The organism is Desulfallas sp. Bu1-1 (assembly GCF_015594625.1).
Lineage (GTDB): Bacteria > Bacillota > Desulfotomaculia > Desulfotomaculales > Desulfallaceae > JADNRQ01.
On the sequence record NZ_JADNRQ010000038.1, the window covers coordinates 1 to 12,931 of the forward strand.

At 46.5% G+C, this 12,931-nt stretch carries 11 protein-coding genes and 1 CRISPR repeat array; of the genes, 10 read left to right on the plus strand and 1 reads right to left on the minus strand.

All coding sequences use genetic code 11. The features are described from left to right. Window positions 1-241: 241 nt before the first annotated feature. Window positions 242-976 carry a CRISPR-associated endoribonuclease Cas6 gene (gene cas6 / locus IT084_RS17225; protein ID WP_195714120.1) on the plus strand — a complete coding sequence of 245 codons (735 nt, stop codon included), beginning with the start codon at window positions 242-244 and terminating at the stop codon, window positions 974-976. Between the two features lie 53 nt (window positions 977-1,029). On the opposite strand, the gene IT084_RS17230 is transcribed toward cas6, so the two are convergent. Further along, a complete protein-coding gene (locus IT084_RS17230) occupies window positions 1,030-1,617 on the minus strand; it encodes a nucleotidyl transferase AbiEii/AbiGii toxin family protein (protein WP_195714121.1) in 588 nt (195 codons plus the stop codon). Between the two features lie 837 nt (window positions 1,618-2,454). Between IT084_RS17230 and IT084_RS17235 the strand changes: the two genes are divergently transcribed. The 9 genes from IT084_RS17235 to cas2 all read left to right on the plus strand — a co-directional run bounded on the left by IT084_RS17235 (window position 2,455) and on the right by cas2 (window position 10,207). Next, window positions 2,455-3,672, plus strand: a complete 1,218-nt coding sequence (locus IT084_RS17235; protein WP_195714122.1) for a hypothetical protein — start codon at window positions 2,455-2,457, stop codon at window positions 3,670-3,672. Window positions 3,673-3,687: 15 nt separating this feature from the next. Then, window positions 3,688-4,572: a type I-B CRISPR-associated protein Cas7/Cst2/DevR gene (gene cas7i, locus IT084_RS17240; RefSeq protein WP_195714123.1), complete on the plus strand. Its 885-nt coding sequence runs from the start codon at window positions 3,688-3,690 to the stop codon at window positions 4,570-4,572. 19 nt (window positions 4,573-4,591) lie between these two features. Next, the gene (gene cas5, locus IT084_RS17245; protein WP_195714124.1) at window positions 4,592-5,296 is read left to right on the plus strand and encodes a CRISPR-associated protein Cas5; all 705 of its coding nucleotides are present in this window, start codon (window positions 4,592-4,594) and stop codon (window positions 5,294-5,296) included. Then, window positions 5,293-7,545 (plus strand): CRISPR-associated helicase Cas3', encoded by a 2,253-nt coding sequence (cas3, locus tag IT084_RS17250; RefSeq protein WP_195714125.1) that lies wholly within the window; start codon window positions 5,293-5,295, stop codon window positions 7,543-7,545. Before cas5 ends, cas3 begins: the two co-directional genes overlap by 4 nt. 247 nt (window positions 7,546-7,792) lie before the next feature. Further along, on the plus strand, window positions 7,793-8,002 hold the full coding sequence (locus tag IT084_RS17255; RefSeq protein WP_195714126.1) for an AbrB/MazE/SpoVT family DNA-binding domain-containing protein: 210 nt from the start codon (window positions 7,793-7,795) through the stop codon (window positions 8,000-8,002). Further along, window positions 8,002-8,364 carry a type II toxin-antitoxin system VapC family toxin gene (locus IT084_RS17260; RefSeq protein WP_313885516.1) on the plus strand — a complete coding sequence of 121 codons (363 nt, stop codon included), beginning with the start codon at window positions 8,002-8,004 and terminating at the stop codon, window positions 8,362-8,364. Before IT084_RS17255 ends, IT084_RS17260 begins: the two co-directional genes overlap by 1 nt. A gap of 19 nt (window positions 8,365-8,383) precedes the next feature. Next, window positions 8,384-8,890, plus strand: coding sequence for a CRISPR-associated protein Cas4 (cas4, locus tag IT084_RS17265; protein WP_195714127.1), 507 nt, complete (start codon window positions 8,384-8,386; stop codon window positions 8,888-8,890). Between the two features lie 31 nt (window positions 8,891-8,921). Beyond that, on the plus strand, window positions 8,922-9,914 hold the full coding sequence (gene cas1b, locus IT084_RS17270) for a type I-B CRISPR-associated endonuclease Cas1b (RefSeq protein WP_195714128.1): 993 nt from the start codon (window positions 8,922-8,924) through the stop codon (window positions 9,912-9,914). A 29-nt stretch (window positions 9,915-9,943) separates the two neighbouring features. Beyond that, window positions 9,944-10,207: a CRISPR-associated endonuclease Cas2 gene (gene cas2 / locus IT084_RS17275; RefSeq protein WP_195714130.1), complete on the plus strand. Its 264-nt coding sequence runs from the start codon at window positions 9,944-9,946 to the stop codon at window positions 10,205-10,207. A 179-nt stretch (window positions 10,208-10,386) separates the two neighbouring features. Beyond that, a CRISPR array of direct repeats spans window positions 10,387-12,804; the repeat unit is 30 nt; unit sequence GTTTTTAGCCTGCCTATGAGGAATTGAAAC. The last annotated feature ends 127 nt before the right edge of the window (window positions 12,805-12,931 follow it).

Here is a 12,931-nt window from a genome sequence, read left to right on the forward strand (position 1 = left end):
GGGCCAACGCGGGACGGGGACCTGCGTAGTTCTCCAATAGCCCGTGTTCTGCGCCCCGGCTGTGCAGCGCTCCCGTCCGGGTGGGACTCCCGGGGCCGAGGTCTCCCTGTCGCTATAGCCTGCTCCCGGGGGTAGGCAAATCCAATCCGAAAAGGAGCGAAAACCTGGTCAATGGGGAGGCCGGGTTCACAAAAACTAACAGCTTGTTAGGTATTGTGAGCTTTTTTGAACCAGGCTCGTTTTGCACGCATACATCAAGTTGAGGATGGACTCGTCTTCGCCAGCCATATCCATTCACTATAATTATCTTATCCAGTCGGCTATTTATGCCGCGTTGCCGGAGGACATGGCCTCCCGTCTCCATGACGGGGGCTTTAAAAGCGGCAAGCGCAGTTTTAAAATGTTTTCCTTTTCCCGGTTGCTGGGCAGGTTTTCCCTCGATCGAACCGCGGGGACCATTGCCTTTCCGGAAGGAGTATCCCTGGTAATTACTTCACCGGACACGGAATTTTTCCTTTCGCTGATCAACAACCTGCTCACAAAAAGTTCCGTCCGCCTCGGACAATCCCTTTTTTATGTGGAAGAAGTGCGTTTTGATGAGCAAAAGGCGGAGGGTGATGTTCTGACTGTGCGCACTCTTTCACCGGTGGTGGCCTATAGCACTCTCTTGAGGCCCGAAGGGGGCAAGTATACCTGCTACTACCAGCCGGGGGAAAGGGAGTTCGACAGGCTGATCACGGCCAACCTGGCTAAAAAGTACGAGGCCTTCCACGGCCGCCGGGCGCCGGAGGGGGAGATCCGGGCCCGCCCCCTGAACAGGCCCCGACTGCACGTTACGTCCTACAAAGACACCGTAGTAAAAGGTTACACCTGCCGCCTGAGGTTAAACGGCCCCCGGGATCTTCTGCAAATGGCTCTGGACGCCGGCCTTGGAGGGAAGGGGAGTCAGGGGTACGGGTGTGTGGAGAAGGTTTAATTACCCGCCGGCTCTTTGTTAATCTACCGGGCGTTCGTGCCCGGCAACATATTTTAATTATTGCCGGGCTTACCGTTGATACGCCTCAGTAGCTTGATCCGTTGTTCCATGTAAAATTTTTTTACATTGAGTTTTCTTGCTATTAATAGTCTGACAAAAGTAGCCTGCCGTCTTACCACTTGTACATCCAGCCCGGCAGCCTGTAACTGGCTTTCGAATTCCTGCGCTGTTGGCGCGAGAGAAACGGCATCGCCCGTAAATAAGTCCAGGTCTTCCGACTCCCGTTGCTGGAGGTAGCAAATGGCCAGGGCGGTCCCTCTTGTAAAGTGGAAATTACTATCCCTATTTACACTGGAGAATATTTCTAATGTTTTTTTCTGCAGGGGTGAAAGTCGCATTTTGGGCACCTTTCTCTGCGATTCGCTCTGGAAAAACTCTGACCACATTTTCCTTATTTTAGGCGGCAAAAACTTATCGGCCAGAGTTTGTTCAATTTGTTGAACGTCCAGTTCGCCGACATCTGCGGCCGAGCCTTCACAAAGGATGGTTTTGGCCCGCCATGTGGCAAAGGCCGAGTCGTTCAGGACATTATCCGGTACTCTCCAGAAGAGGGCTTTTTGGCGGCTTTTGTCTAAGGGCAAGGAATCACCTTCCGTTTTTGAAAAAATTAAATATCAAGTTAAAAAGCAAACTAGAGCCCTTATAGGTAGACTAATTAACACAACATAAGCAAATATTTCAATGCCTTTAAGGTAAGCTACCGGTATAAAATTAACCCTTGTGGTTTTTGGGTAACTGTAAGTATATTTTGGGTATATTTTACTTAACCATACCTAACCTGAGCTAATAATATTAGATTTGTTTTACTTTTGCAATAAAAATGCTTGACATAATTTAGTTAGTGAAATAAAATTTGGTTAACATCTATAACACAGCATAATCAAATTAAAAGGAGGTGACTAAGGCGGGCGGTTTTATGTTAAATAGCCCCAATTATTATGGAACAAAAAGGAAAAAGTATCCGGCTGGTTTTTCCAAAGGCTGGTCATTTCTGGTTTGATTCTGGTCTGGTTGGGTTAAAAACAATACTGGACGAAATAGGTAAGGAAGTGCATATTCAACAAAAGGAAAATGAGTTAATTATAGAGGGGCCTAAGGACATTGTTCAAGGGACCCTAGAGAATGCCTTCGACATACTGGTGGAACGGTATTATAATATCTCGACAAAGAAACAAAAAGAAGATACTAAGGCATATAACTTTTATTATGACAGCAAAAAAGATCGTTTTTATAGTTTCCCCAAAAAGAAATCGTGCGGTATCGCGGAAATAATTTACAACAAGGCGCCCAGGCCCACAGGAATATCGGTCAAATGGGCATATAAGAGTGATAAAAAAGTGGAGTTTGAGCATAACGGAAAAAGAATAAAGCGTACCCTGGTCCGTTTGCCTAATTCTCATGCTCACTTGCAGGAAAGAATGGATGAATTTTTAAACGAAAATGAGTTAGACATAACCACGGCCGGCTTGTTAGTAGATGGGCCCTATGCTGTTAGGCCCAAAGTAAATATTAAAGCCGGCCCCGAACCTAAAAAGATAAAAGGTTACTGCTATTTCTGCGGGCATCCGTTCGATACTTTCGAGGAAGCGACACAGACTACCTTTCCGCTTATCACCGGCACCTCCGGTGTTCTGTCATTTAACTCCATGGCTCAAAAACCAGAAAAAGTTTGCTGGAAATGCTCCTTTTTGGGCAAGTTCGTGCCGGTTAACGGTTTTTATTACACCAGCGGCGACGATATTTTTGCCTTTTTCCCCTATTCATCATCCCTAGAAAAAATGCTGGATGTTTTTGCGCCGCTTCACGAGGCGGAGTACCAGGACCCCAATTATTACCGTAACTTTGACAATATCCTGGAAGGTTATTTTTACCACACCTTTGAGGTTACCTTTTCCTTCCTATACACTTTGTACAAAAAGGTGCTGCTGCATCAAAAGGGGGAGGAAAAGCCTACCGTCCTGGATTGGGAAAGGTTTTATGCCCTGACGGTTAACAAAGCCCCCTTGGAATTCTATACGATGCACGCACGGAAGGAAGGCAACACATTTTCAGTCAAGACATTGTGGCCATTTCGCGAGACGGTTTATTTCTACCGCCTGTTGGATCAGGTCGAAAAAAGCGGTGTAAGCATGAAGGAAGTAATGCGCCTGCTGGTGGATTTCCAGCAGAAAAACGAAAATACCACCCTTATGCGCAACCGAATCTGCGAAAGAATTTTAAAAAAGAAATCAATTCTCGACCAGGTGGAGGTCTTTGTTTACAGAGCGGAGAAAAACTACATTAAGCCAATTGTGGATTTTTTAGTAATTTATGAACCTGAAGTGAGAAAGGATGATAGTATGACCAGGGAAGAACAGGATGCTGCTGTGGCCCTTGGTAGGCGGATTGGCATGGCTGTGGCCAAGAGCGAAGACGGCAAAAAAGGTGACCTTTACGCGTTACGCAAAGCCAGGAAAAAAGTGGATTTTCTTGAACAAATCAATAGACTTCAATTCAAGTTGGGCAGCGAATTTGTGGTGCCGGCTGATGTTTATGAGGGGAAATTAAACGACGAAAATTTTATTGAGTTTAAGCAATTTTGCATGATTGCCGCATTAAACAGTTTTAATGCAGCCACTGCAGAAGCAAAGAAGTAAGGAGGTTTTGTTTCAATGAAAGAAGCAAAAGCGCTTACCGTTACTTATTTAGTCCAAACCTCACTGGCCAGCTTAAATGGTTCTGACAAAGAGGCAGACAATATTTCCAGCATCAAAAAGTTTACACGTGGTACTGAGCAATATCCATATGGTTCAGCCCAGTGGGTGCGGCGAGCATTACGGGAGCAACTGGCCAACTTGGGCTGGGACCTTTCCGAAGGAGTCGCGGCTAATATTGCCAAAGGAGCTGCTACCACCCGGCAAGAGCCGGATAAATATATTGACGACGACCTTTTCGGCTTCATGGGAACAGAAAAAGGTGGTGATAACCAAAAAGGATCTGCTACGAAGCGTACTTCGCCGGTTCGTGTTTCGCCGCTTGTTTCTCTTGAAAGGTACATGGGCGACCTTGATTTCGGCACCAACTATATGAGTGTAGCTGCCGGTGGAACCCCCAATATCTTCGAGACTGAGATACATTCCGGCTTCTACCGGGGGACTGTTTTGGTTGAACTGGACCGGGTCGGGTCCGGTGAAGGTTTTAAAGAGGAATTGCCACCTGACGAAAAGGCTAAGAGAGTAAAAGCATTGCTTACCGCTCTAAAAAATCTCTGGTCGTCCGGGCGTCAAACCAGGTTTTTGGCTGATATTTCCCCCAAGTTTGTTGCGGCGGCCCTGCTGAAAGTTAAGAACCCTATTTTTTTGGAGTCAGTGCTTCCCTCCAATGAAGGCATCAACACGAGGCTGCTTTCAGAAACGGTAGAAGATTTTAAAAGTGAGATTCTCTCGGTGGTATTTGGGGGCAGAAAAGAGCTGTTCAAAGTCCTTCCTGAGGATACCCTTTCCTTGGGTGACGCCTTTGTTGCTATGGAAAATTGGGTGGACAATTACTATCTTTAAATGAAACCAAGGTGATTCAATGTTTTACTTTACTCTTGAGGCTTATGCCACTACAGCTTCTTTTCGCTTGCCGGAAACACACACATTTCAGCAAACCCTTCCCCTACCGCCGGTTACAGCTCTGGTGGGACTAGCCGGAGCGGCGCTGGGCCTCAACTTTGAATTGGCAATGGGCTTACGGGAGGACGGCCTTTTATGCGGCATATGGGGCAGGCATGGCGGGGAGGCCAGCGACCTCTGGAAATTTCAAAAAATAAAGTCCGGGGAAGTTATCTCTGCCGTTCTGACCAGGGAAATCCTTTACGATCTGGAACTGCATGTTGTCTACGCTCATCAGGATAAGGAAGAAGTCAAAAAACTCCGGAAGGCGTTTCTCTGTCCGGTTTATGCCCTGTCTGCCGGGACGAGCGATGATCTCATAAAACTGCGGCGGGTCGGGGAAGTGCGTGAAGCCAGGGCTGAACCTTGCCGGCATTGCGAGTGCACCGTCCTGCCGGGCGACCATAGCAGAAATTTCGAATCCTCTATAAATCTGGACAACTTGCCGCTGAGAAAACCCGTCCGGGCGCCGCGTGTTTTTCTGCTGCCGGTCTCTTTCACTTTTAACGGAGAGGAGCGACGGGTAAGAAGCCGGGCTCATTTTACGTTTATTGACACTCCGGTGACCTTAAATGAGCCGGTGCCGGCCATTGCTGCGGAAGGGAAGGTGTTTCCCCTGTTATGACCTGTTTTTATGCTAAGCCGGACCAGACTTACCGCGAGCATATCGAAGACGCTTACAGGGCTTGGCGAGAGACTATCGCCGCCAAAAGACAGCTTATTAAAAGGATATCCATGCAATATGGCCTTTCCGTGGAGAGGTTTTTGAAAAGCTCTCTGCTTACGGTGGTCCTACACGACCTGGGTAAGATGAGCGACCCGTTCCAGGCGATGATGGATGCAGTCCGCGGGGGTAAAAAATTCAACCGCAGAAACAATTATAGGCACGAGTTGATATCCTTCGTTTTCACAGCAATAGCTGCAATTGTTTTAAATAAAGAAGAAGGGGCTTTAACCCAAGTGCCGGTGGAAGCGCTAGCTGTGGCTGGCCATCACCGGCCCTTAAACAGTGACCTAACCTCATTTGAGAGGGAGAGCAGGTCTCCCTCTCCTGCTCTCGACCCGCACGGTTTAAAGGAAGCACTGGCCCTGGCGGAGGAAATTTTTGTCCGCGAGGGCTGGCGTTTACCGGTGATAGATGAAAAAACAACGCAAGAAAGACCGTACAACCGTTTGGCGGAACTAGTAGACCCGGTTAAAAATATTATCGGTAAGCTGCTAGATAGGGACGGCTACGACAGGGCAAGGGACCTATATATTCTTATAAAAGGCATTTTACATTATGCCGACTGGCACGCTTCAGGCAGAGCCAGGGTTAATTACTCTGTCGAAAAGTCGCCTGAGCAGCTTGAAGATGACCTATTCAGACGGTGCAGGGAGAAAAAAATCCCGTTTACCGGTTTGCGCCCATTCCAGCGCAGCATGGGCCAGTGTTCAGGACACCTCCTTGCTATTGCCCCCACCGGCAGTGGTAAGACGGAAGGGTCTCTTTTATGGGCGTTGAAAAATTCCCGGGAGATGGGGGGAGCCAAAATAATTTATCTTTTGCCTACCATGAATACGGCCAACCAGATATGGCAGCGTCTTACCGAAATATTTGGCGAGGAAAATGTTGGCCTTACCCATTCTATGGCGAATCTGTTCATGGCGGGGGAAAACGAAGAAGGTGAAGGGGATTCTTGGGGGGATAGGCGCGATTTGCTGCTCCATCAATCTTTTATTAAACCGGTAACGGTGGGCACCGTGGACCAGTGGTTGACCTGCGGCTTTAACGCCGGACGCTGGGTCTTGAAGGAGATTAACGCTTCCAATGCCGTAATTATTTTAGATGAAGTGCATTCTTATGATGGTTGGACCCTGGGGCTGATCACATCCGCTATCCGTCATTTTGCCGCTAGGGGTAGCCGTTTCTTGTTGATGAGCGCTACCATGCCACAAGGACTGGTCGACCTGCTTAAGAGTATATTAAGCGATATCGGGTTCGTAAAAGAAGAAAACCTTCTAAATGCTAGCCGCAGTGTTTATCAAGTGGTTGATGCGCCCATAGAAGGAGCTGAAAATGATATAATTGACGCCGTCTCAGCCAACCGGAAGGTGCTGGTGGTGGTCAACACAGTGGAGAAGTGCCAGCAACTAGCGGAGCATTTTGCCGGTCTAAAGCCGGTATGTTACCATTCTCGTTTTATCTTAAAAGATCGCAAGCAAATAGAAGAACGGCTTGGCAATAGCCGTTTTGTCATTGCCACCCAGGTAGTTGAGGTTTCTTTAGATATTGATTTCGATTGGCTGTTTACTGAGTGTGCACCCCCGGATGCCATAGCTCAGCGAGCTGGTCGTGTGAACCGCTATCGGGAGCGGGACCGGGATAGCCGGGTAATGATCTATCAGCCTTCGCGCCAGTCAGGAAAAATCTATAACCCGCTAGATAATCCCGAATTATTAAAAAAATCATATGAAGCCTTTCAAACCCGCCAAGGCCGGCTTTGTGAAAGGGAATTAATTGAGATTGTGGAAAAGGTTTATTCGGGATACCGGATTGACGAGACTGAACCTTTTCGTATTGCCGCAGATATGTACCGCCAAACACAAAAACGGAGGATGGCACTTTTTGACAACAGGTTGGGTGAAGATGAGCAGGAAGTGACGCGCCAGTCGAAATATGACACCATTTCAGTGATACCTTATTGTTTTTATGAAAAGGTGATTAATCTTGCCCCAAGTGAAAGAAAATGGTATGAAGTAAAAGTGCCCCTCTGGTATTTCATGAATTATAAAAAAGCGTTAAGCACTGGTCTGTGCTTTTGTGATTTGGAGTACGATCATTCTATTGGCGCCTTATTAAAACCTGCCGAGAAAGGAACACAGATATGGTAAAGGCCTCTAACAATACACCACCGGCGGTTACTGTTGAATGGATGGAATAGGCGATGCGGGAACAGGGAATTGGGGCCAAAACTTCCGTGGGATATGGATATTTTATATGAACTCCAAGCTGCTGTCCTTGGGGACCGGGATAGTTTCTGCAGCAAAAAATCCATAGCCGGCCTGACTTCTTGCATGGATAATAAACATGTAGTACGATTTATTTATCGATATAAAAAAAGTAAAACAGGTGATTTATATGGGTGAAGTAACCATATCCAGTAAATTTCAAATCGTTATCCCCCGGGAAGTAAGAAAACAGCTCGGTCTAAAGGCGGGTCAAAAGCTGAAGGTAGTGGTGAAGGGCCGGGTGATTAGCCTAGTGCCGGAAGTGCCCCTTTCTGAAATGAGGGGTTTCTTGAAAGGAATGGATACTTCCGGAATCAGAGAAGATGAGGAAAGATTATAATTCTTGTCGATTCATGTGGCTGGATTGAGTTCCTTACCAACGGGGAAAAATCCGGTGAATATGCGAAATATCTGACGGATTACTGCCATATTGTCACCCCCTCCATTGTGATCTATGAGGTATACAAAAAAGTCTTGCGGGAACTTGGCGAGGAAGCTGCTCTTATAGTCGCCGCACAAATGAACAGTACAAAGGTTGTCGAACTAACTGCCGGCCTGTCGCTGCTGGCTGCCGGACTTAGTATAAAGCACAGCCTCCCGATGGCTGACGCGATAGTGTACGCCACAGCAAAAACTTTGAATTACCGGGTTGTCACCAGTGACAAGCACTTTATGGACCTGGAAAATGTTATTTTTATTTGACCCATGGGAGGTTTTTAAAGTGGATAACCGGGAAATCAACGTCAGCGGCACCCTGGTATGGTATTATTACATCTGCCCCAGGGAGGTTTGGTTGATCGGACACCAGATCAACCCGGACGAAGACGACGCCAACGTCAGCCTGGGACGATTCATCCAGGATTATTCTTACCCGCGGGAACGCAAGGAATTGCTGGTGGGTCACAGCAAGATGGACGTATTTCGTGTAAGCGAAGAAGGCCTGGTTGTAGGAGAGGTTAAAAAAAGCTCCAAATACCGCAACAGCGCCCGCATGCAATTGGCGTTCTACCTGAGCGAATTGAAACAGCGTGGCATTAGGGCCATGGGCGAGCTGCGCTTTCCCAGGGAAAAGCGCAAAGAGGAAGTTGTGCTGGATGAACAAACGGAGCGGGAACTGGACAGGGTATGCCGGGAGATACTGCGCATTCTCTACCTGCCCCGGCCGCCGGAGCCAAAGAAAATAAACTTTTGTAGGAAATGCGCATACGCCGAGTTTTGCTGGTCATAGCTTTTATAGACATGCGGGAGATGGTTTCCACATGAAAAAAACCCTTTATATTTTCTCCAACGGCGAGCTTTCACGGAAAGATAACACCCTGTATTTCGAGACGGAGAAAGGCAGGCGTTTCATCCCGGTTGAGGACACCGGGGAGATAATGATTTTCGGTGAGGTGGAAATAAATAAAAAACTGCTTGAATTTCTCTCAATGAAAGAGATCGTCCTGCACTTTTTCAATTACCATGGCTATTACATGGGATCCTATTATCCGCGCGAACACTTGAATTCAGGATACATGACCCTTAAACAGGCGGAGCATTACCTGGATGAGGAAAAGCGCCTGGCCATAGCCAGGGAATTTGTGCGCGGCGCCGCTAAAAACATCCGCCAGGTCTTAAAATATTATCACGGGCGGGAAAAGGATGTGGGAGATAAATTAAATGCCGTCGAAAACTTAACCGCTTCTATTGAATCATGCAGGGATACTTCGGTTTTAATGGCCCTGGAGGGAAATATCCGCGACCATTACTACCAGGCCTTTGACGAGATAGTAGGCAACCCGGACTTCGCCTTCCAGGAGCGAAGCCGGCGCCCGCCCAAAAATTACATGAACACATTGATCAGTTTCGGCAATTCCATCATGTATACGATCTGCCTAAGCGAGATTTATAAGACACACCTTGATCCCCGTATCGGTTACCTGCATGCCACTAATTTCCGCCGCTTTACCCTGAATCTGGACGTAGCTGAAATATTCAAGCCGATAATAGTGGACAGGCTGATCTTTACATTGCTCGGGAAGAAGATGATTACAAAGGATGATTTCGACCGCGGGACAGAAGGAATAATGATGAAAGAAAAGGCCAGAAAATGTTTTGTCGAGAACCTGGATGAAAAACTAAAAACAACCATCAATCACAGGGATATCGGACGCCCGGTCTCTTACCGCAGATTGATCCGGCTGGAGTTGTACAAACTGGAAAAACACTTGATGGGGGAAAGAGAATATCAAGCTTTTGTAGCCAGGTGGTAAAAAACTGATAAAGGGTTGGTGAAGTTGATCTGTTTATCATCCTGGTGTATGATGTTAACCAGAAAAGGGTGGCTAAAGTCCTGAAAAAATGCCGCCAATACCTTAACTGGGTTCAAAATTCGGTTCTTGAGGGTGAGATTTCCGAAGCGAATTTAAAAAAATTAAAAATGGAATTGGATAGAATTATAAAAAAAGACGAAGACTCGGTAATATTTTACTATCTGAGGACAACGAAATATTCTTCAAGGGAAATAATGGGTTTGAAAAAGGGCGGAGATGAAAATATAATTTAAAACGAAGGATAGAGCAGTTAAATTTTTTGCGTCGATCTCCAGTAGCGTATAAACGCCGGGGGATCGACGACACCCCGGAATTTAAAAAAACTTGTGGTGTGAGGTCCCCGGGAATATTGGCACCATAACCACGATAGCGCTCCTAATTTAGAAGCCTTATTTTTTGGGAAACGCGACGGGTTTTTAGCCTGCCTATGAGGAATTGAAACTAATGTTAACCGTTGTGTTTCCGTGAGCCAAAAAGGTTTTTAGCCTGCCTATGAGGAATTGAAACCTATTTCAAGTGCCCGGTTCGCCTGCTCCAGCTCACGTTTTTAGCCTGCCTATGAGGAATTGAAACCTGTACCTGGTCCGGGGTGTACGCAAATCTACCCAGGGTTTTTAGCCTGCCTATGAGGAATTGAAACTGGTCACGGATTTCATCCCCTTAAATTAAAATTAAGTTTTTAGCCTGCCTATGAGGAATTGAAACAAGGCGCTCTGCCAACTGGCCAACGGTCAAAGTCGCGTTTTTAGCCTGCCTATGAGGAATTGAAACGTGATCCGCTGTTTTTCCTCCCGCAGTTTATTTTCCCGTTTTTAGCCTGCCTATGAGGAATTGAAACACTATTATGTAAAACCGGTCTTTGCGTGACCGGTAAACGTTTTTAGCCTGCCTATGAGGAATTGAAACATCTCGTATGCACGGATGGCTTGGCGCTCTCGCTCTTGTTTTTAGCCTGCCTATGAGGAATTGAAACTTTCCAGGTTCACAATACCCGCCCCGCCATATACCCGTTTTTAGCCTGCCTATGAGGAATTGAAACTGGTATCGACGTGTCGTTTTACCGGCACCTAATTGCGTTTTTAGCCTGCCTATGAGGAATTGAAACTTTTCGCTACGTCTTTCCTGGTGGTTATAATCATCGTTTTTAGCCTGCCTATGAGGAATTGAAACCTTTACTGATGATGCTTCCGTTGGGCCAGTAGTTCCACGTTTTTAGCCTGCCTATGAGGAATTGAAACCAGTTTGCGGGCCACCCTTTTTGGTAATAAACCAAAGTTTTTAGCCTGCCTATGAGGAATTGAAACAAATGTGGGAACTCTGGAAAATTCGGGGAATGTGGTATCGTTTTTAGCCTGCCTATGAGGAATTGAAACTTCGGAATTGACTTCGCAAGTGATGGATGGCGGGTGTTTTTAGCCTGCCTATGAGGAATTGAAACCTGCCTGTGATGAAAAAAACAGTGAATTATGGCTCTTGTTTTTAGCCTGCCTATGAGGAATTGAAACCACGGCGGGGACATGAAAACAACGTCCGGATGTTCTCCGTTTTTAGCCTGCCTATGAGGAATTGAAACGAAGTACGAGAGACGGAGAAGGAAGGAAAAGTGGCCAAAGTTTTTAGCCTGCCTATGAGGAATTGAAACAGGAAATGGTAAAAGATAAGATTGTTCCCCGTGAATGTTTTTAGCCTGCCTATGAGGAATTGAAACTGACCGCGACCAAAGACCAGACCACGGTTCGACTGGTTTTTAGCCTGCCTATGAGGAATTGAAACCCGGCTTACTATAACCTTCGCTTGTGTCGTATTCAGTTTTTAGCCTGCCTATGAGGAATTGAAACATGCAGTACGGCTTTTCCTCGCCGTAACCCCACCGGGTTTTTAGCCTGCCTATGAGGAATTGAAACTGGTAAAATATCCCCAAAAAGGAGGGATGCCTGTGGTTTTTAGCCTGCCTATGAGGAATTGAAACTAAAGAGGACCGTGGATACTTTGACTGGCTGATTGCGTTTTTAGCCTGCCTATGAGGAATTGAAACGTGGTTGAAACGTTCAGCTGCTTTCCATCAACAAATACGTTTTTAGCCTGCCTATGAGGAATTGAAACACTCACCAGTTAAGTAGCGTTTGTTCTTCCGCCCCGTTTTTAGCCTGCCTATGAGGAATTGAAACTACGGGTACTGCATCTTTGCGCGGCAGGTCAGTACGTTTTTAGCCTGCCTATGAGGAATTGAAACTTGGCTGCAGAAATTCTCTCTTGCTCCGCCATCCAAGCGTTTTTAGCCTGCCTATGAGGAATTGAAACGCGTTTATCTCGAATCCGACAGAGGAAGGACTCTTAGAAGTTTTTAGCCTGCCTATGAGGAATTGAAACCATGCTACAGCAACCACATGCCAACGACCCTCCATAGTTTTTAGCCTGCCTATGAGGAATTGAAACAGGGTAAAAATCGAAACATCCAAAACCTATTCGCCGTTTTTAGCCTGCCTATGAGGAATTGAAACTACACACTGCCACGCCGCCGGGAGGGTGCTCGGGGTGTTTTTAGCCTGCCTATGAGGAATTGAAACACCTGCATTTTCGAACACTGCTACCATTCTCTGAAAGTTTTTAGCCTGCCTATGAGGAATTGAAACATTGATGTCACTGGCGCTGACAGATACGTCATTGCGTTTTTAGCCTGCCTATGAGGAATTGAAACTGATATTTTGGGGCATCATGACAGATGGAGCATAATGTTTTTAGCCTGCCTATGAGGAATTGAAACTATTTAATATATTTTTGCAAACATTCATCACAAACAGTTTTTAGCCTGCGATCAAGTCCCAAATTGTGTGTAGTGCGGCCGGGCAAGGTCGTTAATTCTAGTGGGTGAAAGCCCCACCAGGGTAATGCCTAACCAGCAGCCCTGTAGCTAGTTCTTGGAGACGTTCAGGCAACTGAAAGTTTTAAGCGTAGAA